Genomic DNA, 22,369 nt, shown 5'->3' with positions numbered 1-22,369 from the left:
CCCCCTGCGCCCGCGTGTGTCTACTGCTTGCCGCAAAGGCCGACCACTTGCTGCTCCGCGGCAGTCAGAGTGGAGGCGGGTGTCTGGTTCTGCGCCTCGGCGTTGCGGCGCTCTTCGTCCTTCTTGCAGGCGGAGACCTGGACGCCGAGCTCGTCGATCTTCTGGCGGGCTCCGTCGAGGCTGCTTTCGCTGATGGTGGCCTCGACCAGCTTCTTCTTGAAGGGCGGCAGGTACTTCAGTTCGATGTCGGGGCGGTCGGTCTCCACCTTGGAGAGCTCCAGCGGGCCGAGCTTCTGGCTGATGCCGCGGAAGAGCGCGATGTGCTCGCCCTTGACGCCGACGTAGTACTGGGTCTGGGTCCAGCGCCAGCCGGCGTAGAGGCCGCCGCCGATGATGCCGGCGACGATGAGCAGGATCAGCGTACGGGTGATCCACCTGCGCCCTTTGCCGCGGCGCCTGCGGGGGTGGTCGTACGTGTCCTCGTACCCGGAGTCCTTGTCGTAGCCGTCGGCCTCGCCGAAGCTGCCGTAGCCGCCGCCCTGGCCCGGATCCCCGTAGCCGTAGCCGGCGGGCTCGCCGCTGCCGGGGGGGCCGAAGGCGCCGGCGGGCGGGGGGGCCTGGCGGCCGAGGCCGGAGGCGCGGCCGGCCGGGGTCTGCATGGCGTTGCCGCCGTCGAAGAGCTGGTGCTGGTTCTCGGCGACCGCACCCACGGCGACCGGGGTGTCGTTGATCTGGGCGGCGAGGGTGTCCCCGCTGTCGGTGTCGAGGACGTCGGCGACGATGCAGGTGATGTTGTCGGGTCCGCCGCCGCGCAGGGCGAGCTGGATGAGCGACTGCACGGTCTCGCGGGGGCCGTGGTAGTCGGCGAGGGTCTCCTCCAGGGTCTGGTGGGAGACCACGCCGGAGAGCCCGTCGGAGCAGATGAGGTAGCGGTCGCCGGCGCGGACCTCGCGGATGGAGAGGTCGGGCTCGACGATGTCGCCGCTGCCGAGCGCTCTCATCAGCAGGGAGCGCTGCGGGTGGGTGGTGGCTTCCTCTTCGGTGATGCGGCCCTCGTCGACGAGGCGCTGCACCCAGGTGTGGTCCTGGGTGATCTGGGTGAGGACGCCGTCGCGCAGCAGGTAGGCGCGGGAGTCGCCGACGTGGACGAGACCGAGGCGCTGACCGGTCCACAGCAGCGCGGTCAGGGTGGTGCCCATGCCCTCGAGCTGGGGGTCCTCCTCGACCATGACGCGCAGCTGGTCGTTGGCGCGCTGCACGGCCGTGGCGAGGGAGGTGAGGATGTCGGAGCCGGGGACGTCGTCGTCGAGCTGCACCAGGGTGGAGATCACCTCGGAGCTCGCGACCTCGCCGGCGGCCTGGCCTCCCATGCCGTCGGCGATCGCGAGGAGGCGAGGGCCGGCGTAGCCGGAATCCTCGTTCCCCTCACGGATCATGCCCTTGTGCGAATCGGCGGCGAACCGCAGGGACAGACTCATGCGCACCTGCCCAGTCGACGCTTCCTCCGGGTACAACCGGTCTCGAGCCACACTGCCCACCCTCCGGTCGGGAGCGCGCTCGGGTCCGTGTCCTCGGTGGGACGGATCGCCGCCGCGCGCTCGCTCCGCTCGCTCATTCTCGTACTACTTCCGCAGCTCGATGACGGTCTTGCCGATGCGGATCGGGGCGCCCGGCGGAATGGGCGTCGGGGTGGTCAGCCGGGTCCGGTCGAGATACGTGCCGTTGGTGGACCCGAGATCCTCGACGATCCACTGGCCGTCCCGGTCGGGGTAGATCCTGGCATGGCGGCTGGACGCGTAGTCGTCGTCCAGCACGATCGTGGAGTCGTGGGCGCGGCCGAGCGTGATCGTCTGGCCGGCGAGGGCCACCGTGGTCCCCGTGAGGGTGCCCTCGGAGACGACGAGCTTGGTGGGCGCACCGCGGCGCTGGCGCTGCTGCGGCGGGGCCGCGGCCTGGCGGCCGGCCTGCTGCGGGGCACTGGTGGCGCCGCCGCGGCGGGAGCCGCGCTGGGTCACTCTCGTGCCGAAGAGGTCGCTGCGGATGACCTGGACGGCCACGATGACGAACAGCCACAGAACGGCCAGGAAACCCAACCGCATGACCGTCAGGGTCAGCTCTGACATTGCCCCCGCTTCACCCTTCGGCTTGCCGGTAAATGATGGTGGTGCTGCCCACGACGATCCGCGAGCCGTCGCGGAGCGTAGCGCGGGTGGTGTGCTGCCCGTCCACCACGATGCCGTTGGTGGACCCGAGATCCTGGATCGTCGAGGGCGTTCCGGTCCGGATCTCACAGTGCCGGCGGGATACGCCGGGGTCGTCGATCCGCACGTCGGCTTCGGTGCTTCGGCCGAGTACGAGCGTGGGGCGCGAGATCTGGTGGCGGGTGCCGTTGATCTCGATCCAGTGGCGCCGCTGGGCGCCCGAGGCCGCCGCGGGTGCGGGCCGGCGTCCGCCGGGTGCGCCCGGGGGCGGGCCGGCGGGCATGGGCGGGGCGGCGACCGGGGGGTACCCGTATCCGCCCTGCTGGTGCTGGGGTGCCTGACCCGGTCCCGGCTGAGGCTGGGAGGTGCTGGAGGCGAGGGTGCGGCTGCGGACCCGGTAGAGCCCGGTGTCGAGGTCGTCGGCCTTCTCCAGGTGGACCTTGATGGGGCCCATGAAGCTGTAGCGCTGCTGCTTGGCGTAGTCGCGGACGAGGCCCGCGAGCTCGTCGCCGAGCTGCCCGGAGTAGGGGCTCAGGCGGTCGTAGTCGCCGGCGCTGAGCTCGACGATGAAGTCGTTGGGGACGACGGTCCGCTCGCGGTTCCAGATGGTGGCGTTGTTGTCGCACTCCCGCTGGAGGGCTCCGGCGATCTCCACCGGCTGGACCTCGGACTTGAACACCTTGGCGAAGGTGCCGTTCACCAGACCTTCGAGTCGCTGCTCGAACCGCTTCAGAACTCCCATGGGGCACCTCCTCCGTCGTTGTCGCCCTGTACTGCTTACTGATCGTATCCACGCGTGGCGGATTCGGGTGGTTCCCCATCGGTCCTGCGTGGACGAGTGTTGGTCCTCACAAGGGATCGTAGGGGCGCTCCAGGGACAGTGTCCCGCACCGGGAGGGCAAGACGGGAGGGGCCGGTGCTCGCAGGGGTGCGGGGGTGACGGGAAAGGGATGTGAATCCACCCCGTACGACGTGCTAATGTTTCGACGTCGCCAGGGGAACGGCCCGAAAGGGAAGAACCACTGGGACGCTGCTCGGGCGAGTGGCGGAACGGCAGACGCGCTGGCTTCAGGTGCCAGTGTCCTTCGGGACGTGGGGGTTCAAATCCCCCCTCGCCCACATCGACGAATCGGTCGTCACCGCGCAAGCGGTGGCGGCCGATTCGTGTTTTCCGGGGTCATCTTCCTTTGCGGGATGGGTGATCCAGGACACGTGGCCGGCGGCCGGCCGTCCGACTTTCGTCGTGGCACGCGCGACGAAAGAGGGCCGTCGCGGGCGGGGTCGGGTGTCTAGGGTCGGTCGGGTGGATGCGAAGGCGATGGCGCGGAACGGCTGGGACTGGCTGAGGGGCCCGGAGCCCTGGACCCGGCGGATGCTCGCGGGGGATCTGGCGGTCGCCGGGATCCTGGCCGTGCTCGGGCTGGGCGTGGAGGAGCTCAGCAACGGGTCCGGGCGGCGCATGGTGCTGGGCGCCGTGGTGGTGTTCGCGCTGACGCTGCTGCGGCGGCGGTTGCCGGCGGCCACGCTGGTGCTCGGCTCGGCCGCGGGGGCGGTGATGCCCGGGGTGTTCCTCGTCACGGGGCTGCTGGGCTGGTCGGCGGGGCGCCGGATCGTGGGGGTGGGCCGGGCGCTGGGCGCCTTCACGCTGGCCTTCGTCGCGTCGGTCGGCTTCAGCGTGGTCGACCAGTGGTCGCTCCAGCGGACCCTGCTGGTCGTCGTGTTCTCCACGCTCATGTTCCTGGCCGTGACCCTGATGCCGGGTCTGGCCAGCCGGTACTGGTCCCAGCGCCGTACGCTGCTGCGCGCCCTCCAGGAGCGCAACGGGCAGCTGCTGCGCGAGCGGGCCATGGTCGCCGGGCAGGCGAGGCTGCGCGAGCGGCAGCGGATCGCCCAGGACATGCACGACAGCCTGGGACACCAGCTGGCGCTGATCGCCGTGCACACCGGTGCGCTGGAGGTGGACCCGGAGCTCACGGACCGCCAGCGCGAGGGGGTGGGCGTGCTGCGGCAGGCCTCGGTGGCCGCGATGCACGAACTGCGCGAGGTCGTCGGCATCCTGCGCGACGGCGTGGAGGCGACGGCCCCGGTGGAGGAGGCACAGCCCGCGGCGCGCGGGGTGGCCGGGATCGCGGGGGTCGTGGAGGCGGCGCGGGGCTCGGGGACCGACGTACGGATGACCACCGCGGGGCAGCCGAGGCCGCTGGTCGCGGCCTGCGACCACGCGGCGTACAGGATCGTGCAGGAGGCGCTGACCAACGCCTACAAGCATGCTCCGGGTGCGCCGATCACGGTGGAGCTGCGGTACGAGGACGACTCGCTCGTGGTGGAGATCGCCAACGGGCCGGCGGCCGGTCCGGCCTCGGGCGAGGTGGTGTCGGGCGGGCAGGGGCTGACGGGGCTGCGCGAGCGCGCCCGGCTGGTCGGCGGGATGGTCCACGCGGGCGCGACGGAGGGCGGCGGCTTCCGGGTGGCCGGGGTGCTCCCGTACGGGGCGGAGCCCGCCGGGGTGGTGGAGGACGTGGCCGACGACTTCGGGCAGCAGGCGCACCACCGGGCACCGGCGCTCGTCGGCGGGCCGCCCATGGACTGGGCGGCGGTGGACCGGGAGCTGGCCGTACGGGTGCGCAGCCGCACCGGCGGGGTCGCGCTGGGCTGCGGGATCGCCTTCGCGGCGGTCGTGCTCCTGGTGATCGTGATCGGCGCGGGGGTGGCGCTGGTGGTGGGCTCGGTGGGCAACGCGATGATCGACCGGGCCCAGTTCGACGCCGTGGAGGTGGGCGAGTCCGAGGCGGCGGTGCGCGACCGGCTGCCGGACGGGGACAGCATCCTCACGGCGGGGATGGAGCACAAGGGCCCCGAGCGGCCGGCGGGCACCACGTGCCTGGCGCTGCTGTCCTCGGAGGACTCGCCGGATCTGAGCACGGATACGGTTTTCCGGTTCTGCTTCAAGGACGGCAAGCTCGTGGACAAGCAGGCGTACGAGGTCAAGCAGTAGGAGCGCGGGTGACAGCCAAGGTGATCCGAGTGGTGATCGCTGATGACGAGCCGCTGATCCGGGCCGGGATCAGGATGATCCTGACCTCGGCGCCGGACATCGAGGTCGTCGCGGAGGCGACGAACGGCAGGGAGGCCGTGGACCTGGCCCGGGCGCACGCGCCCGACGTGGTGCTGCTGGACATCCAGATGCCGGTGATGGACGGGCTGACCGCGCTGGGGGAGCTGGGGCGGGCCGTGCCGGAGGTGCGGTCGCTGATCCTGACCACCTTCGGTGAGAAGGAGAACGTCCTGCGGGCGCTGGGCCAGGGCGGTGCGGGGTTCCTGCTCAAGGATTCGGCGCCCGGCGAGCTGATCGGCGCCGTCCGGGCGGCCGCGGCCGGGGACGCGTACCTCTCGCCGGCGGCGACCCGGCACGTCGTGGACCAGCTGGCCTCGGGGAAGGCCGCCGTGCGGGGCGAGGAGGCCCGGCGCCAGGTGGCGGAGCTCAGCGAGCGCGAGCGCGGGGTGCTGGCGCTGCTGGGGGAGGGGCTGTCCAACGCGGACGCGGGCCGGCGGCTCCACATGAGCGAGGCGACCGTGAAGACGTATGTGAGCCGGATCCTGGCGAAGTTGGGGTGCGAGAACCGGGTACAGGCGGCGCTGCTGGCCAGGGACGCCGGCCTGTAGATACGGTCAGCCCGTTCCGAAGGCGATCACGTACGGGCAGGGGCGGGGACGGATGACGGCGGTAGCGGTGGCGGGGCAGCGGATACCGGTGGTGGCGGGGTTCGCGCGCCGGGCGGCGGCGGGCGGCGGGGCGGTCCCCGCGCAGGGTTCCGCACGGAGGGCGCCGCAGGGCTCCCCGAAGGAGGCCGGGAAGGCGCTGCGCGGCCGGGTGCCGCGGTCGGCGCACGCCGCCTTCGAGGCGCCGGCCGGACGCCCGGACGCCGTGCGGGCGGTGGAGGAGTCCAATGCGGGACGGGTTCCCGAGCTGGCGCCGATACGGGTGGGCCGGATGGCCGCGAACCCCTTCGCCTTCCTGCGCGGGGCGGCCGGGCTGATGGCGCACGACCTGTCCGCGGGCCCGGTCACCGGGGTCGGCGCGCAGATATGCGGGGACGCGCACGCCGCGAACTTCGGACTGTACGGGGATGCGCGGGGCCGCCTCGTCATCGACCTGAACGACTTCGACGAGACCGTGTTCGGTCCGTGGGAGTGGGACGTGAAGCGGCTGGCGACCTCGCTGGTGCTGGCCGGGCGGGTGGCCGGCGCGGACGAGGACACCTGCCGGGCGGCCGCGCTGGACGCCGTGGGCGCGTACCGGCGGACCATGCGGCTGCTGGCCAAACTGCCCGCGCTCGACGCGTGGAACGCCATCGCGGACGAGGAGCTGGTCTCGCACACCGATGCCCGCGATCTGCTGGGCACCCTGGAGCGGGTCTCGGAGAAGGCCCGCAACAACACCTCCGCCCGGTTCGCGGCCAAGTCCACCGAGGCCGGGGCGGACGGGGGACGCCGGTTCGTCGACGCGCTGCCCGTGCTGCGACGGGTCGGGGACGGGGAGGCGGCGGCCGTCGCGGCCGCGCTGGGCCCGTACCTGGAGACCCTCCCGGGCGACCGGCTGCCGCTGCTGGCCCGGTACGCGATCCACGACGTGGCCTTCCGCGTGGTGGGCACCGGGAGCGTCGGAACCCGTTCGTACGTGGTGCTGCTGCTGGACCACCGGGGCGAGCCGCTGGTGCTCCAGGTGAAGGAGGCCCGGCCCTCGGTGCTGCTGCCGTACCTGCCCGCGCTGGGCTTCAGCTCGCCCGCGGAGGAGCACGAGGGCCGACGGGTGGTGGCCGGGCAGAAGCGGATGCAGGTGGTCTCGGACATTCTGCTCGGCTGGACCACGGTGGAGGGTCGGCCCTTCCAGGTGCGGCAGTTCCGCAACCGCAAGGGCAGCGTGGACCCGGCGGCGCTGGCCGTCGACCAGATCGACGACTACGGCCGGATGACCGGGGCCCTGCTGGCCCGGGCGCACGCGCACAGCGCCGATCCGCGGCTGCTGGCCGGGTACTGCGGAAAGAACGAGGAGCTGGACGAGGCGATGGCCGCCTTCGCGGTGGCCTATGCCGATCGGACCGAGGCCGACCACGCCGACCTGGTGGCGGCGGTACGGAGCGGCAGGATCGCCGCGGAGTCCGGGGTCTGACCGGGCGCCTGCGGCGGGCTCGGCGGTGTGGGCGGGTGTTTCACGTGAAACATCCGCCCGGGCGAGGGGCCGTAGGCTGGCCGGGTGAGCGAGCAGAGCGAGCAGTCCGTGTCCGAGCAGCCTGAGCAGACGGTTCCCGGGGATTCCGGCGGGGAGCGTCCCGAAGCGCGTCTGGAGCGGGCCGTGCGGGCCGCCGAGCAGGCGCTGATCGAGTTCGAGATCGCGGTGGAGACCTTCCGGGTCGAGGTGGAGAACTTCTCCCGCCTGCACCACCAGAAGCTCGGGCCGATGTACTCGCGCCTCGACGAGCTGGACGCGTTGATCGCCGAGGCGAGGGCGGCGCGCACCGGGGACCCCGAGGACCTGCTGCGGGCGCGGGACGCGCGCTCGCTGGTCATGCCGATGCCGGGGGTCGAGGAGCTGTTCCACGACTGGATGGACTCCGACGGGATCTCCGACGACGCTTCCGCGATGCTCACCGAGCGGTCCGTGCGGCCGCCGGAGCGGGTGCGGCCCACGGAGGAGGTACGCCGCCTGTACCGCGAGCTGGTCCGCCAGGCGCATCCGGACCTGGCCCAGGACGAGGCGGAGCGGGGGCGGCGGGACGCCTTCATCGCGCGGGTCAACGCGGCGTACGGGCGGGGCGACGAGCAGTTGCTGCGCGAGCTGGCCGAGGAGTGGGCGGCCGGGCCGGCTGCCGAGGAGGCGGGGCCCGGCGCGGGCGAGGAGCTGTACGCCCGGCTGGAGTGGCTGGCGCAGCGCAAGGAGTTGCTGGCTCTGGTGGCCAAGGAGCTGGAGGACAGCGCGATCGGGTCGATGCTGAGGATGGCGCCGGAGGATCCGGACCGGCTGCTGGAGGAGATCGCGGAGCAGTTGCTGGCGCGGGTCGCGGAGCGGGAGGCCGAGCTGGCCGATGAGCTCGCCGCTCGGTGACGCCGGGTCCGGTCGTCTGTGGCGCCGCTGCGCAAGCGGCCCCGGGCTGCGCCCGGGCTTCTGGGGCTCCGCCCCAGGCCCCGCGCCTCAAACTCCCCCAGCTACCGCTGGGAGGTACCCCCAGGCGGAGCTGGATTTGCCCGCCTGGATTCGCGGGTGCGGCTACCGGAGCGGGGCTCTGCTGCGGAGCGGATAGGTTGGCAAAAGAGATCTGTGACGAGAGAAGGCGACGTTATGAACTTTGGGCCGCTTCCCTCGGTGGACGCCGCCGTGGTGCCCGCCGAAGGGTTTGTGCTCGACGTCCGGGAGGACGACGAATGGGCTGCCGGGCATGTCGAGGGGGCTCTGCACATCCCGATGAGCGACTTCGTGGCCCGCTTCGGTGAGCTGACCGAGGCCGTCGAGGACGGTCGGCGGGTGCACGTGATGTGCCGGGTGGGCGGGCGTTCCGCGCAGGTCACCCAGTACCTGGTGCGCCAGGGCATCGACGCCGTGAACATTGACGGCGGGATGCAGGCGTGGGACGGTGCCGGGCGCCCGATGGTGACGGAGAGCGGGAACCCGGCCTTCGTGCTGTAGGTCCCGTCAGGCGAGGGGGTGGGCGGCCAGCAGGTCGCCCAGGGCCTCCTCGTGGGCGGCGGCCGGGCCGAGCTGGAGTTCCAGCTGCTTGGCCCACGCGTGATAGCGGTGCAGCGGGTAGTCGGTGTCGGCGCCGAAGCCGCCGTGCAGGTGCTGGGCGGTCTGCACGACCCGCCGTACGCCTTCCGAGGCCCAGATCTTGGCGACCGCCACGTCACCCGCGGTCGGCAGCGGGCCGCCCGCGCCGCCGGTGGCCGCGTCGAGCCGCCAGGCGGCCTGCCAGAGGGTGACCTCCATGGCGCGCAGGTCGATGTACCGGTCGGCGGCCTGGACGGCGACCGCCTGGAAGGTGGCCACCGGGAAGCCGAACTGCTCGCGCTTTCCCGTGTATTGGCTGGTCATGGTGAGGACGCCCTCGCCGAGGCCGAGCGCGAGGGCGCAGGTCCCGGTGGCCAGGAGCTGGCGCAGGTGCTCCCAGGCGCCCCGGTCCTCGATCAGGTGCGCTTCGGGGACCCGTACGCCGGTCAGGGTCAGTTCGGCGAGGCGTTCCCCACTGGTGGAGTACTGGTCGGCGAGGGCCAGGCCCTCGGCGGTGCGCGGCAGGAGGGCCAGGACGGCCTCGCCTTCGCCGGTGTGGGCCGGGACGGCGATCCAGTCGGCGTTGTGCGCCCAGGGGACCGCGGTCTGCACCCCGTCGAGGGTCCATTCGTCTCCGTCGCGGCGGGCGGTGACGGCGAGTTCGGCCGGGTCGTGGCCGGTGCGGCCGTGGGCGGCGGCGGTCAGGACCAGGCTGCCGCGTCCGGCGCCCGGCAGCAGGGCGGCGGCCAGTTCGGGGCCGCCGTGGGCCTGGACGGCCATGGCGGTGGCGCAGTGCTCCAGCAGCGGCACCCGGGCGAGCACCTTGGCGGACTCGCGCAGCACCAGGCACAGGGCGATGGCGTCCAGTCCAGCGCCGCCGTGCTCCTCGGCGAGGACCAGGCCCAGCAGGTCGGAGGCGGCGAGCCTGGCCCACAGCGGGCGGTCGAACTCGTCGGCGACGGCCCCGGGAGTGAGCGCGGGGCTGGGCACGCTGTCGGGCGCGACATCCGCGAACACGGCCCGGGCCGCCTCGACGGCCGCCTGCTGCTCCTCGGTGAAGGTGAAGTCCACTGCCTGTCCTCCCGCGCGCGTTCAGGTCTGACGGTGCGTCAAGATAGAACACGTTCCTGAAATTGGACAGAGGGGAGGGAGGCCGCACCGCTAGCGGTCGAAGTCGATCTCCACTTCCTCCGTCATCGGGTGCGACTGGCAGGCCAGCACGAATCCGGCCTCCGTCTCCTCCGACTCCAGCGCGAAGTTCCGGTCCATCCGGACCTCGCCGCTCACCAGGAACGCCCGGCAGGTGCCGCACACCCCGCCCTTGCAGGCGTACGGGGCGTCCGCGCGGTTGCGGAGCACCGCGTCCAGCAGCGATTCCCCGTCCCGGACCGGCCAGGTGCCGGAGCGACCGTCGAGGCGGGCGGTGACCCGTCCGTGCGAGGCGGCCGTGGCGGCCGCCTCGGGAGTCTTCGCCGTGGTGTCCTCGACGTGGAAGATCTCCTCGTGCACCCGGGTCCGGACGACGCCGAGCGCGCCCAGCGCCTGCTCCGCGCCCTGCACCAGGCCGTACGGTCCGCACAGGAACCAGCCCGTCACCTCGGCGACCGGCAGCAGCGCCGGCAGCAGGGCGGCCAGCCGCTCCTGGTCCAGGCGCCCGGACGGCAGGCCCGCCTCCTGCTCCTCCCGGGAGAGGACGGTCACCAGCTGGAACCGGGACGGATACCGGTCCTTGAGGTCGGCGACCTCCTCCAGGAACATCGTCGAGGCCGCGGTACGGTCGCTGCGGACGAGGCAGAACCGGGCGTCGGGCCGCGCCGCCAGCAGCGTGGCCGCGATCGACAGCACGGGGGTGATCCCGCTGCCGCCGACGATCGCCGCGTAGTGCCCGCCGGCCGGGGCGGCGGTGGGCTCCAGCACGAAGCGCCCGGCCGGGACCATGACCTCCAGCACGTCGCCGGCGGCGATCTCCTTGTGCGCGAAGGTGGAGAACTCGCCGCCCTCCACCAGCCGCACCCCGACCCTCAGCTCCGCCGGGCCGGGGCCGTCCGGCGTCGGGGCGGGGGAGCAGATCGAGTAGGTGCGCCGGACTTCCCCGCCCTCGGCGGCGGTGCGGCGCAGGGTCAGGTGCTGGCCGGGGGCGTGCCGGTAGTCCTCGCGCAGTTCCTCGGGGACCCGGAGCGTCAGGGCGACCGAGTCGTCGGTGAGCCGGTCGACTGCCGCCACCGTCAGCGGGTGGAACGCGCCGTGGCGGGGTGCGGCCATCTACAGCTCCTTGAAGTGGTCGAACGGTTCGCGGCAGGCGGCGCAGCGGCGCAGCGCCTTGCACGCGGTGGAGGAGAACCGGCTGAGCAGCTCGGTCTCGGTCGATCCGCAGTGGGGACAGCGGACCGACAGGGCGAGGGGGACCGGCCCGCCGGCCGCGTGCGGGCGCGGCGGGGCGATGCCGAACTCGGCGAGCTTGCGTCGGCCTTCCGCGCTGATGTCGTCGGTCGACCAGGCGGGGGACAGCACGGTGGTCACCCGCACGTCCGGTATGCCGTGGCCGGTCAGGACCCGCTCGATGTCCGCCGACATGGCCTCGATCGCGGGACAGCCGGTGTAGGTGGGGGTGAGGGTGACCTCGGCGTGGCCGTCCTCGTGCATCCGCACCCCGCGCAGTACGCCGAGCTCGGCCAGGCTGAGCACGGGCAGCTCGGGATCCGGGACGGATCCGGCCAGCTCGGCCAGCTCCTCCTCCAGGCGGGTCAGCGCGGGGCCGGTGGTCACCATGACGCCCCCGGGTGGCTGCGGTGCAGGTGCTGCATCTCGGCGAGCAGCCGGCCGAACGGCTCGGTGTGCAGGCCCTGGCGGCCGGCCCCGGCCGCCCAGGCGCCGGTGCGCGGCCCCTCGGGCAGCGCGAGCCCGGCCCGCTCCAGTACGTCGGTCAGCGCGGCCAGCCAACGCCCTTCCAGCGCGGCCCAGTCCACGCCGTCGAGGCCCTCCACCGGCTGGAACATCTCGCCGGTGTACTTCCACAGCGCGTCCAGGGCGGCCCGGATGCGGCGCGCGCTCTCCTCGGTGCCGTCGCCGAAGCGCAGGGTCCACTGCTCGGCGTGGTCGCGGTGGTACGCGGTCTCCTTGACGGCCTTGGCCGCCAGTGGCGCGAACGGGCCGTCCCCGGCCGCCAGTTCCGCGTACAGCTCGTGCTGGTAGAAGGAGAAGAAGAGCTGGCGGGCGATGGTGTGGGCGAAGTCGCCGTTCGGCTGCTCGACCAGCTGGAGGTTGCGGAAGGAGCGCTCCTCGCGGAGGAAGGCCAGCTCGTCCTCGTCGCCGACCATGGACAGCAGGAGGCGGGCCTGGCCGAGCAGGTCGAGGGCGATGTTGGCGAGGGCGACCTCCTCCTCCAGGACGGGGGCGTGACCCGCCCACTCGCCGAGGCGGTGGGAGAGGATCAGCGCGTCGTCGCCGAGGGCCAGCGCCGCCGACTGGGCGACATCGGTGCTGGTCACAGGTGGCTCACCCCCTCCGGGATGTCGTAGAAGGTGGGGTGCCGGTACGGCTTGTCGGCGGACGGGGCGAAGAAGGGGTCCCGCTCGTCGGGCGAGGAGGCGGTGATCTCGGTGGAGGGCACCACCCAGATCGAGATGCCTTCGCCGCGCCGGGTGTAGAGATCGCGGGCGTTGCGCAGGGCCATCTCCGCGTCGGGGGCGTGCAGGCTTCCCGCGTGCGTGTGCGAGAGGCCGCGCCGCGAGCGCACGAACACCTCCCACAGCGGCCAGTTCTGCGTCATGCCCGTGCCTCCTCGTTCTGTCCGGCGGTGTCGCCGGTCTGCTTCGCCGCTTGCTTCTCCGCATACGCCGCGGCCGCGTCGCGCACCCAGGCGCCTTCCTCGTGGGCCCGGCGGCGCTGGCCGATCCGCTGCTCGTTGCAGGGACCGTTGCCCTTGAGGACGTTGCGGAACTCCGTCCAGTCGATGGCGCCGAAGTCGTGGTGCCCGCGCTCCTCGTTCCACTTCAGGTCCGGGTCGGGCAGGGTCAGGCCCAGCGCCTCCGCCTGGGGGACGGCGATGTCCACGAACCGCTGGCGCAGCTCGTCGTTCGAGTGCCGCTTGATCCGCCAGGCCATCGACTGCGCCGAGTGCGCCGACTGGTCGTCGGGCGGGCCGAACATCATCAGCGAGGGCCACCACCAGCGGTTCACCGCGTCCTGGGCCATCGCGTGCTGTTCCGGGGTGCCCTGCGAGAGGGCGAGGAGCAGCTCGTACCCCTGGCGCTGGTGGAAGGACTCCTCCTTGCAGATCCGGACCATGGCGCGCGCGTAGGGCCCGTAGGAGCAGCGGCACAGCGGGACCTGGTTGGTGATCGCCGCGCCGTCCACGAGCCAGCCGATGGCGCCGACGTCCGCCCAGGTCAGGGTCGGGTAGTTGAAGATCGAGGAGTACTTCTGCTTGCCCGCGTGGAGCTTGTCGAGCAGCTCGTCGCGGCTGGTGCCCAGGGTCTCGGCGGCGCTGTACAGATACAGGCCGTGCCCGGCCTCGTCCTGCACCTTGGCCATCAGGATCGCCTTGCGGCGCAGCGAGGGCGCGCGGGTGATCCAGTTGGCCTCGGGCTGCATGCCGATGATCTCGGAGTGGGCGTGCTGGGCCATCTGGCGGACCAGGGAGGCGCGGTATTCGTCCGGCATCCAGTCGCGCGGCTCCACGCGCTCCTCCGCCGCCACGGCGGCGTCGAAGGCCGCCGCGAGCTGCGCGCCCAGGTCAGCCGTCATGCCTGTCCCATCCGTCCCATCGGTACCGTCCGTCCCGAGGGCCATGTCCGGCCCCGTTTCCGGGGTCACTGCCACCATCCCGGCCCCCTGTGAGAGTCCGCCGTCCGCCCGACCGACCGATCGTTCGGTTCATCCTCTTCAATGGTGAGACGGCGGCCCGTAGGGTGTCAACCTCTGTGGTCAACCCTGTGGACGCCGGAGGATCGGGGCGGGATGGATTCGAACGCGCGCGAGCACGCCGAAGGGGCCGCGCCGGCACCCCCGCGGGCGCCCGGAATCGCCGGTCTGTCCACCCCGTACCGGGTGGTCGCCGCGCTGGCCCTCGGAGCCGTCGCCGTGGCGGCCTGCGGGCACCTCGCCCTGGTGTTCCTGCACGTCGCCCCGTCCAACACGGTGAGCAAGCGGCACGCGCAGACGGTCGACGGGTGGATCTACCCCGAGTTCGAACAGAACTGGAAGCTCTTCGCCCCCAACCCGCTCCAGCAGAACATCGCGGTGGAGGTGCGCGCCGAGGTGCGCACCGAGGCCGGCGGGCGCACCACCACCGACTGGCGGGACCTCAGCGCCGAGGACGGCGCGGCCATCCGGCACAGCCTGCTGCCGAGCCACACCCGGCAGAACGAGCTCCGCCGGGCCTGGGACTTCTTCACCGGCTCCCACGACGAGGACGACAACCCGAACGGGGAACGCGGCGAGCTGTCCGAGCAGTACCTGCGGCGGATCGCGCTGGACCGGCTGCGGCCGGCCTACCGGGACGGGCACATCCTGCGGATCCAGCTGCGCTCGGCGACGACCGCGGTGGCCGCGCCGAAGTGGAGCGACGAGACCACCGACACGAAGACGTACTACCGGGAGCTGCCGTGGTGGACGGTCTGAGGGCCTCGGCGGCGCGTGCGCTGGCGAAGGTCACCGGGCAGGCGCTCGGCCCGTACCAGAGCGCCGTCGTACGGATCGGCTTCGCCGGGACCTGGCTGTTCTTCCTGCTCAGGGAGTTCCCCCACCGGGCCGAGCTGTACGGGCCGGACGGGCCGTGGAGCTGGGCGCTGGCGGAGCGGCTGGTCGCCTCGAACGGGGCCTTCACGGTACTGATGTGGTCGGACTCGACGGTGTGGTTCGAGATCGTCTACGGGCTCTCCGTGCTGGCGGGCGCGGGGCTGCTGCTGGGGTGGCGGACTCGGGCCACGTCGGTCGTGTTCATGATCGGAGTGCTGTCGCTGCAGAACCGCAGCGTCTTCATGGGGGACGGCGGGGACAACGTCATCCACCTGATGGCGATCTACCTGGTGCTGACGCGGTGCGCGCAGGTGTGGTCCCTGGACGCGCGGCGGGCCCGGCTGCGGGGCTCGGCGTCGGCCGGGGCGGCCGGGCCGGTGCTGTGGGCGGTGCTGGGCGCGGTCCTCGCGTACGGGGCGGCCACGGGGCGGTTCGGCGTCGGGTGGCTGGCGGCCTTCGCGGGGGTGTGGGTGGTCTGCGGGCTGTGGTGGCTGGTGGACCGCCACGATCCGGAGGGGGAGGGGCGGGCGGTCCTGGACGTGCTGGCGAACCTGCTGCACAACGCGGGGATGCTGGTGATCATGGCGGAGGTGTGCCTGATCTACGCGACGGCGGGCTGGTACAAGGTCCAGGGATCGCGGTGGCAGGACGGGACGGCGCTGTACTACCCGCTCGGGCTGGACTACTTCACTCCGTGGCCGGGCCTTTCGGGGCTGGTGGCGAGCAGCGGGACGGTGGTGATGCTGCTGTCGTACGGGACGGTGGCGGTGCAGGTCGCGTTTCCGTTCACGCTGTTCAACCGGCGGATCAAGAACGTGCTGCTGGCGGTGATGATGCTGGAGCACGCGGGGATCGCGGTGCTGCTGGGGCTGCCGTTCTTCTCGCTCGCGATGATCGCCGCTGACGCGGTGTTCCTGCCGACGGGGTTCCTGGTCTGGCTCGGCGCCAAGGCCGCTGCGCGGGTGCCCCGCCCCCGGATCCCCGCGCCTCAAGCGCCGGCGGGGCTTGATGTGCCTCCGGCGGCGCCCCAAACGCCGGCGGGCCTGGATGTGGCCGGGCCGAGTGGGCTGGTGCGGCTTCACGATCGGGGCTCCGCCCCGCGCAGCGGCACGCTCGACGGACCGTAGGGTCGGGGGTATGAGTGACCACGGGAGTGCGGACGAGACGGTGCGGCGGTGGCGGGAGGCCGCCAGGCGGGAGGATCTCGTGCTCCTGGACGGGTTCCACGCCCTGAAGCACGCCCTGCGCTTCGGGGCCCGGATCCACATCGCAGTCGCCGATGACCCCGAGGCCGTACGGGCGCTCGCGGCCGGGCTGGCCCCGGACGTCGAAGGGGACGTGGCCCGGGTGGTGGAGGCGGCGCCGATGAAGGCGCTCGTGGCCCGCGTGCACCCCACCGGGGTCGCCGCGCTCGCGGTGCGGCCCGATCCGGACGCGGGGCGCGCCGCGCTGGTGAAGACGCCCCGGGTCGCGCCGATCGTCGTACTCGACAACCCCCGCAACCTCGGCAACGTCGGAGCCGTCGTCCGCCTCGCCGCCGGCTTCGGGGCCACCGGCGTGGTGACCCGCGGCGACCTCGACCCCTGGCACCCGAACGTGGTCCGGGCCGGGGCCGGGCTGCACTACGCCACCGTCGTGGACAAGGTCACCCTGGATACGCTGCCGCCCGGGCCGCTCTACGCGCTCGACCCGGAGGGCGAGGACATCCGCACCCTCACCCTCCCGGACGACGCCCTGCTCGCCTTCGGCTCGGAGAGACACGGGATCTCCCCCGAGCTGCGCGCCCGGGCCGACCACCTGGTGTCCCTGCCGATGCGGCCGCAGGTCTCCAGCTACAACCTGGCCACCAGCGTGGCCATGGCCCTGTTCCACTGGGGTGGACCAGGGCCGGAGGACCGGGCCTGGGCCGTCTAGGCCTGGCGGCGGACCTCCACCACGCGGAAGCGGTTCGACACGAAGGCGCCGTCGCACAGGGCCGCGTTGGCCGCCGGGTTGCCGCCCGAGCCGTGGAAGTCCGAGAACGCCGCGGTCTGGTTGACGTACACCCCGCCCGTGAGGTTCAGCGAGAGCTGCGCCGACTCCTCCAGGCAGACCTCCTCGATGGCCCGCTCGGTGTCCGCGGACGTGGTGTACGCGCCCACCGTCATCGCGCCCTTCTCGCGGACCGTACGGCGCAGCAGGTCCAGCGCGTCCGCCGTGGAGTCCACCGCGACCGCGAACGAGACCGGGCCGAAGCACTCGGAGAGGTAGGGCGCCTCCGGGTCGGGCTTGGCGGCGTCCAGCTTCACCATCACCGGGGTGCGGACCACCGCCTCCGGGAACTCGGGGTTGACCACCTCGCGGGAGGGCAGTGCCACCTCGCCCAGAGCGGCCGCCGCCTCCAGGCGCGCCTTGACGCCCGGGTTGACCAGCGCGCCGAGCAGGGCGTTGGCCCTGGCGTCGTCGCCCAGCAGGCCGCCGACCGAGGCCGCGAGGTCGGCGACGACCTCGTCGTACGACTTGTGGCCGGCGTCCGTCTCGATGCCGTCCCGGGGGATCAGCAGGTTCTGCGGGGTCGTGCACATCTGGCCGCTGTACAGGGACAGGGAGAAGGCCAGGTTGGACAGCATGCCCTTGTAGTTGTCGGTGGAGTCGACGACGACCGTGTTGACGCCGGCCTTCTCCGTGTAGACCTGCGCCTGGCGGGCGTGGGTCTCCAGCCAGTCGCCGAACTCCGTGGAGCCGGTGTAGTCGATCAGCTTGATCTCGGGGCGGACCGCGAGGGTCTTGGCGATGCCCTCGCCCGGGCGCTCGACGGCCAGCGCCACCAGGTTCGGGTCGAAGCCGGCCTCGGCGAGGACCTCGCGGGCCACCTGGACGGTGAGCGCGAGGGGGAGGACGGCCCGCGGGTGCGGCTTGACCAGGACCGGGTTACCGGTGGCGAGGGACGCGAACAGGCCGGGGTAGCCGTTCCAGGTCGGGAAGGTGTTGCAGCCGATCACGAGGGAGATTCCGCGCGGGACCGCCGTGAAGGTCTTGCCGAGCTCCAGCGGGTCCTTCTTGCCCTGCGGCTTCGACCAGTCGGCCTGCCCCGGGACCCGGGTCTGCTCCTCGTACGCGTAGGCCACCGCCTCCAGGCCGCGGTCCTGCGCGTGCGGTCCGCCGGCCTGGAACGCCATCATGAAGGCCTGGCCGCTGGTGTGCATGACCGCGTGCGCGAACTCGTGCGTGCGGGAGGAGATCCGGGCCAGGATCTCGATACAGACCAGGGCGCGCGCCTCGGGGCCCGCGTCGCGCCAGGCGCCCATGCCGGCCTTCATCGCGGGCAGCAGCACGTCCGGGTCCACATGCGGGTACTCGACGCCCAGCTCCGGGCCGTACGGGGACACCTCGCCGCCCGTCCAGCCGTCGGTGCCGGGCTGCCCCAGGTCCAGCCGCGTGCCGTGGCGGGCCTGGAAGGCGGCGAGGCCGTCGGCCGGGGCGGTCTCCCCGTAGGCCTTGGGGTGCTCGGGATGCGGGGACCAGTAGGCGCGGCTGCGGATCGCGTCCAGGGCCTGGTCCAGGGTGGGCCGGTGCTTGGCGGACAACTGGGGGACGGTGAGCTCGGCGGCCATCACAGACCAACTCCTCGTTGAGCCGGGCGAAGAAGAGCAGACTGGAGTTAGAGTAACCGAACGATCGGTCGGGACAAGAGGGCCCGGCAGACCTGTGGACAAGTCGGTGCGGGAGGATCAGGACATGACAGCAATCGAGCGGTCCCGCACTGTGGCGGTCGTCGGCGCCGGCACCATGGGACAGGGCATCGCCCAGGTCGCCCTTCTCGCAGGTCACCGCGTGCTGATCCACGACATCGACGCCGCCCTCGCCGCCGACGGGGTTGCTGCCGTGCGCGACCGGGTCGAGCGGATGGCCGCCAAGGGCCGACTGGATCGAGCCGAGGCCGAGGACGCGATCGACCGAATCGGTTCCGCGCCGACGCTGACCGGGCTGGCCGGAGCCGCGCTCGTGATCGAGGCGGTCGTCGAGGACGCCGGGATCAAGCGCCGGCTCTTCGAAGCACTCGAAGGAGTGGTGGCGCCGGACTGCCTGCTGGCCACCAACACCTCCTCCCTCTCCGTCACCGAGCTGGCCGCCGGCCTGAAGCACCCCGGCCGCTTCCTCGGCCTGCACTTCTTCAACCCGGCCCCGCTGCTCCCGCTCGTCGAGGTGGTCAGCGGCTTCGCGACCGACCCGGCCGCCGCCGAGCGCGCGTACCGCACCGTGCTGGGCTGGGGGAAGACCCCGGTCCGCTGCGCCGACACCCCCGGCTTCATCGTCAACCGGATCGCCCGTCCCTTCTACGCCGAGGCCTTCGCGGTGTACGAGGAGCAGGGCGCCGACCCGGCCACCATCGACGCCGTGCTCCGCGAGAGCGGCGGCTTCAAGATGGGCCCCTTCCAGCTGACGGACCTGATCGGCCAGGACGTCAACGAAGCGGTGACCCGCTCCGTGTGGGAGTCCTTCTTCCGCAGCCCCAAGTTCACCCCCTCCCTCGCGCAGCGCCGGCTGGTCCAGTCGGGCCGCCTCGGCCGCAAGTCGGGGCACGGCTGGTTCCCCTACGGCCAGGACGCGCAGGATCAGGTCCCGCACACCGCGGCCCCCGAGGAGGCCCCGGCCGAGGTCACCGTGGTAGGCGACCTCGGGCCCGCCGCGGAGCTGGCCGAGCTGATGGAGGAGGCGGGGATCGCGGTCACCGCCACCGAGCACGGGGGCCCGTACATCCAGCTGCCCGGCGAGGGCCAGCTGGTGCTCGCGGACGGGAAGACCTCCGTCGAGTTCGCGGACGTCGTCTACTTCGACCTCGCCCTCGACTACCGCGAGGCCACCCGCATCGCGCTCTCGGTCAGCGAGGACACGAGCGAGCGGACCCTCGCCGAGGCGGTGGGCCTCTTCCAGCGGCTCGGCAAGCGGGTCTCCGTCATCGGCGACGTCCCCGGCATGATCGTCGCCCGGACCGTCGCGATGCTGATCGACCTCACGGCCGACGCGGTCGCGCGCGGCGTGGCCTCCGCCGAGGACATCGACACCGCCATGCGGCTCGGGGTCAACTACCCGCTCGGACCGGCCGAATGGCACGACCGGCTCGGCCGGGACTGGGCCTACGACCTGCTGCACCACCTCGACGAGCGCTGTCCCGGAGGCCGGTACGCGCCCTCGCTCGCGCTGTTCAAGCTGGGCTACGCGGCGGGTGAGGAAGACGAGGCGGCGGACGCGGCCGCCGACGATGCGGAGGGGACCGAATGACCACGGCCAAGCGGGACACCTACACGCCCGAGACCCTGCTCTCCGTCGCCGTCCAGGTCTTCAACGAGCGCGGCTACGACGGCACCTCGATGGAGCACCTCTCCAAGGCCGCGGGCATCTCGAAGTCCTCGATCTACCACCACGTCACCGGCAAGGAGGAGCTGCTGCGCCGGGCCGTGAGCCGTGCCCTCGACGAGCTCTTCGCCGTCCTGGAGGAGCCGGGCGCCGTACGGGGCCGGGCGGTCGACCGCGTCGAGTACGTCACCCGCCGCACGGTGGAGGTGCTCGTCTCCGAGCTGCCGTACGTGACGCTGCTGCTGCGCGTACGGGGCAACACCCGGACCGAGCGCTGGGCCCTGGAGCGCCGCCGTGAGTTCGACCACCAGGTCGCCGATCTCCTCAAGGCGGCCGCCGCCGAGGGCGACCTCCGGGCCGACGTGGACATCCGGCTCGCCACCCGGCTGCTCTTCGGCATGGTGAACTCCCTGGTCGAGTGGTACCGCCCGCACCCGGGCACGGGCCACGACCAGCTCGCGGACGCGGTGGTCCACATGGCCTTCGACGGCCTGCGGACGGTCCGCGACTGATCGTTGGCGGGTATTGCCCTGAGCATCGCGCCCAGAGCTATGTACTCTTAGCGGGATTCCGATCCTGAGCGCGTTCAAAACGGCGCTCACACATGCCTTCACAACCACACATGGGGGGCCGGTGCGCAATCGCCGACTCGTAGTTTCCGCCGCCGTGATCGTCGCGGCGAGCGTTGGTTTCATACCGGGCATCGCCCAGGCGGCCGGTCCGGCCGGGCCCGCGGCGCAGGGCAAGGGGACGCACGGGGCGTCCATCCCCGACGTCGACCTGAGCAAGGCCGGAAGCACCAACTTCAAGACCTTCACCAGCCCGGCCGACCGTACGGTCCGCCGCGCGCTGCCGCAGGCCAAGGGCACGGCGGCCGCCGCCCCGCAGGCCGCCGGCGACAACCCGGACCTGTCGTTCACGCTGAAGGCCGAGAGCAAGACGGCGCACGGGCTCGACCTGACGACCACCATCACGAGCGTGCCCGCCTCGCTGAACGTCACGATCGAGTGGGGCGACGGGACGAAGGACGTGGTCGCCGCTTCCGGTTCCGTCGTGCTGAACAAGAAGCACACGTACGCGGAGCTCGGCGAGTACACCGTCAAGGTCACCGTGACGGACGCCGCGAACCAGGCCGAGTACGTCAACGACTTCTCGATCATGACGGCGGGTTCGGACTTCACCCCGCACACGCCCACCCGCCTGCTGGACACCCGTGAGGGCATCGGCGGGACGAAGGCCAAGGTCCCGGGCTTCGGCACGACCAAGGTCAAGATCGCCGGCAACGCCCAGATCCCGGCCGGGGTCACCGCCGTGGCCCTGAACGTCACCGTCACCAACCCGGCCACGGCCGGGCACATCCGGGTCTACGCCTCGGGCGGAGACCGGCCGACCACGTCGAACGTCAACTTCGCCGCCGGCCAGACGGTCCCGAACATGGTGATCGTGCCGGTCGGCAAGGACGGCCTCGTGGAGCTGTACAACAGCGGCGGCGGCGCGGTCGACCTGATCGCCGACGTCACCGGCTACTTCACCCGCACCGCCTCCAGCGGCTACACCCCGCTGGACCCGGCCCGCCTCGTCGACACCCGCGAGGGCAACGGCACCGCCAAGGGCCTGGTGCCCGGATTCGGGACGTTCACCGCGCAGATGAGCGGCCGCGGCGGGGTTCCGGCCGGCGTGACGGCGGTGGCGCTCAACGTGACCACCACCGAGCCGCAGGCCGCGGGCCACCTGACCGTCTACCCGGCGGGCCAGGCTGCCTCGTCCACGTCGAACCTGAACTTCAGCGCCGGCCAGACCATCGCCAACGCGGTGATCGTGCCGGTGAGCGCCGACGGCAAGATCAACGTCCGCAACGGCTCCGGTTCCGGGACCCACGTCATCGTCGACGTCGTGGGCTACTACAGCCCCGCGAGCACCAGCTCCTACATGCCGGTGGCGCCGGAGCGGCTGATCGACACCCGCGGTGACGCGAACTGGAACTCCGGGCCGCTGCAGGCCTTCGAGTACCTGATCATGCCGCTGTCCACGAGGAATCCCAACACCACCGGATTCGTCCTGAACACCACGGTCACCAACACGACCGAGCACGGCCACCTCTCGGTCGCCCCCGACCCGAACTCGGCGGAGCAGTACGAGAACCACACGGACGTCGAGGTGCCCGTGCCCAACTCGTCAAACCTGAACTGGACGGCCGGCAAGACCGTCCCGAACCTGGTCCAGGCGAGCAGCGGCAAGAACGGCATCGTGGACTTCTTCAACTGGAGCCCGGGCAACACCGACGTCATCGTCGACATCTTCGGCTACTACGACAAGGGCTGATCCTGCCGCG

At 72.4% G+C, this 22,369-nt stretch carries 21 protein-coding genes and 1 tRNA gene; 12 read left to right on the top strand and 10 right to left on the bottom strand.

Annotation, left to right across the window (positions count from 1 at the left end; translation table 11 throughout):
- Positions 1-20: 20 nt before the first annotated feature.
- From ACGFYU_RS13980 to ACGFYU_RS13970, 3 genes are all read right to left on the bottom strand, one after another.
- Positions 21-1,478: a PP2C family protein-serine/threonine phosphatase gene (locus tag ACGFYU_RS13980; protein ID WP_393827536.1), complete on the bottom strand. Its 1,458-nt coding sequence runs from the start codon at positions 1,476-1,478 to the stop codon at positions 21-23.
- A gap of 144 nt (positions 1,479-1,622) precedes the next feature.
- The gene (locus ACGFYU_RS13975; RefSeq protein ID WP_393827535.1) at positions 1,623-2,123 is read right to left on the bottom strand and encodes an FHA domain-containing protein; all 501 of its coding nucleotides are present in this window, start codon (positions 2,121-2,123) and stop codon (positions 1,623-1,625) included.
- Positions 2,124-2,133: 10 nt separating this feature from the next.
- Positions 2,134-2,943 (bottom strand): FhaA domain-containing protein, encoded by an 810-nt coding sequence (locus ACGFYU_RS13970; RefSeq protein ID WP_393827534.1) that lies wholly within the window; start codon positions 2,941-2,943, stop codon positions 2,134-2,136.
- A gap of 294 nt (positions 2,944-3,237) precedes the next feature.
- Here ACGFYU_RS13970 and ACGFYU_RS13965 point away from each other — a divergent pair.
- From ACGFYU_RS13965 to ACGFYU_RS13940, 6 genes are all read left to right on the top strand, one after another.
- A tRNA-Leu gene (locus tag ACGFYU_RS13965) sits at positions 3,238-3,320 on the top strand.
- 199 nt (positions 3,321-3,519) lie between these two features.
- Entirely contained in the window at positions 3,520-5,196 is a 1,677-nt protein-coding gene (locus ACGFYU_RS13960; RefSeq protein WP_393827768.1) for a sensor histidine kinase, read from the top strand.
- An 8-nt stretch (positions 5,197-5,204) separates the two neighbouring features.
- Positions 5,205-5,864, top strand: a complete 660-nt coding sequence (locus tag ACGFYU_RS13955) for a response regulator (protein ID WP_393827533.1) — start codon at positions 5,205-5,207, stop codon at positions 5,862-5,864.
- 52 nt (positions 5,865-5,916) lie between these two features.
- Complete coding sequence (locus ACGFYU_RS13950; protein WP_393827532.1) at positions 5,917-7,371, top strand: DUF2252 domain-containing protein; 1,455 nt, start codon at positions 5,917-5,919, stop codon at positions 7,369-7,371.
- 108 nt (positions 7,372-7,479) lie between these two features.
- Positions 7,480-8,304, top strand: coding sequence for a hypothetical protein (locus ACGFYU_RS13945; protein WP_393827767.1), 825 nt, complete (start codon positions 7,480-7,482; stop codon positions 8,302-8,304).
- Between the two features lie 234 nt (positions 8,305-8,538).
- Positions 8,539-8,883 (top strand): rhodanese-like domain-containing protein, encoded by a 345-nt coding sequence (locus ACGFYU_RS13940; RefSeq protein WP_393827531.1) that lies wholly within the window; start codon positions 8,539-8,541, stop codon positions 8,881-8,883.
- A 6-nt stretch (positions 8,884-8,889) separates the two neighbouring features.
- Here the strand turns inward: ACGFYU_RS13940 and ACGFYU_RS13935 are convergent, their stop codons facing one another.
- From ACGFYU_RS13935 to paaA, 6 genes are all read right to left on the bottom strand, one after another.
- A complete protein-coding gene (locus ACGFYU_RS13935) occupies positions 8,890-10,032 on the bottom strand; it encodes an acyl-CoA dehydrogenase family protein (RefSeq protein ID WP_393827530.1) in 1,143 nt (380 codons plus the stop codon).
- Positions 10,033-10,122: 90 nt separating this feature from the next.
- Entirely contained in the window at positions 10,123-11,223 is a 1,101-nt protein-coding gene (gene paaE, locus ACGFYU_RS13930) for a 1,2-phenylacetyl-CoA epoxidase subunit PaaE (RefSeq protein WP_393827529.1), read from the bottom strand.
- Positions 11,224-11,730 carry a 1,2-phenylacetyl-CoA epoxidase subunit PaaD gene (gene paaD, locus ACGFYU_RS13925; RefSeq protein ID WP_393827528.1) on the bottom strand — a complete coding sequence of 169 codons (507 nt, stop codon included), beginning with the start codon at positions 11,728-11,730 and terminating at the stop codon, positions 11,224-11,226.
- Positions 11,724-12,449, bottom strand: coding sequence for a 1,2-phenylacetyl-CoA epoxidase subunit PaaC (paaC, locus tag ACGFYU_RS13920; RefSeq protein WP_393827527.1), 726 nt, complete (start codon positions 12,447-12,449; stop codon positions 11,724-11,726). Before paaC ends, paaD begins: the two co-directional genes overlap by 7 nt.
- Positions 12,446-12,730, bottom strand: coding sequence for a 1,2-phenylacetyl-CoA epoxidase subunit PaaB (paaB, locus tag ACGFYU_RS13915; protein WP_030009045.1), 285 nt, complete (start codon positions 12,728-12,730; stop codon positions 12,446-12,448). The genes paaC and paaB overlap by 4 nt, the downstream gene beginning before the upstream one ends.
- Positions 12,727-13,707, bottom strand: a complete 981-nt coding sequence (paaA, locus tag ACGFYU_RS13910; RefSeq protein ID WP_393827526.1) for a 1,2-phenylacetyl-CoA epoxidase subunit PaaA — start codon at positions 13,705-13,707, stop codon at positions 12,727-12,729. Before paaA ends, paaB begins: the two co-directional genes overlap by 4 nt.
- Positions 13,708-13,920: 213 nt before the next feature.
- Here paaA and ACGFYU_RS13905 point away from each other — a divergent pair, with 213 nt between their 5' ends.
- The 3 genes from ACGFYU_RS13905 to ACGFYU_RS13895 are packed head-to-tail and all read left to right on the top strand — an operon-like array spanning position 13,921 to position 16,614.
- Positions 13,921-14,583, top strand: coding sequence for a DUF5819 family protein (locus tag ACGFYU_RS13905; protein WP_393827525.1), 663 nt, complete (start codon positions 13,921-13,923; stop codon positions 14,581-14,583).
- Positions 14,568-15,827: an HTTM domain-containing protein gene (locus tag ACGFYU_RS13900; protein ID WP_393827524.1), complete on the top strand. Its 1,260-nt coding sequence runs from the start codon at positions 14,568-14,570 to the stop codon at positions 15,825-15,827. Before ACGFYU_RS13905 ends, ACGFYU_RS13900 begins: the two co-directional genes overlap by 16 nt.
- A gap of 10 nt (positions 15,828-15,837) precedes the next feature.
- Positions 15,838-16,614, top strand: a complete 777-nt coding sequence (locus tag ACGFYU_RS13895; RefSeq protein WP_393827523.1) for a TrmH family RNA methyltransferase — start codon at positions 15,838-15,840, stop codon at positions 16,612-16,614.
- Here ACGFYU_RS13895 and paaN read toward each other — a convergent pair.
- Positions 16,611-18,293, bottom strand: a complete 1,683-nt coding sequence (paaN, locus tag ACGFYU_RS13890) for a phenylacetic acid degradation protein PaaN (RefSeq protein ID WP_393827522.1) — start codon at positions 18,291-18,293, stop codon at positions 16,611-16,613. The two genes, ACGFYU_RS13895 and paaN, sit on opposite strands and share 4 nt — an antisense overlap.
- Positions 18,294-18,417: 124 nt before the next feature.
- Between paaN and ACGFYU_RS13885 the strand changes: the two genes are divergently transcribed.
- The 3 genes from ACGFYU_RS13885 to ACGFYU_RS13875 all read left to right on the top strand — a co-directional run bounded on the left by ACGFYU_RS13885 (position 18,418) and on the right by ACGFYU_RS13875 (position 22,359).
- The gene (locus tag ACGFYU_RS13885) at positions 18,418-19,962 is read left to right on the top strand and encodes a 3-hydroxyacyl-CoA dehydrogenase (RefSeq protein ID WP_393827521.1); all 1,545 of its coding nucleotides are present in this window, start codon (positions 18,418-18,420) and stop codon (positions 19,960-19,962) included.
- Entirely contained in the window at positions 19,959-20,549 is a 591-nt protein-coding gene (locus ACGFYU_RS13880) for a TetR/AcrR family transcriptional regulator (RefSeq protein ID WP_393827520.1), read from the top strand. The genes ACGFYU_RS13885 and ACGFYU_RS13880 overlap by 4 nt, the downstream gene beginning before the upstream one ends.
- Positions 20,550-20,670: 121 nt before the next feature.
- The gene (locus ACGFYU_RS13875; protein WP_393827519.1) at positions 20,671-22,359 is read left to right on the top strand and encodes a hypothetical protein; all 1,689 of its coding nucleotides are present in this window, start codon (positions 20,671-20,673) and stop codon (positions 22,357-22,359) included.
- Positions 22,360-22,369 lie beyond the last annotated feature (10 nt).

Source organism: Streptomyces sp. NPDC048337 (genome assembly GCF_043201175.1).
In the GTDB taxonomy this organism is placed as follows: domain Bacteria; phylum Actinomycetota; class Actinomycetes; order Streptomycetales; family Streptomycetaceae; genus Streptomyces.
This window is presented reverse-complemented; position numbering and strand designations above follow the sequence as displayed.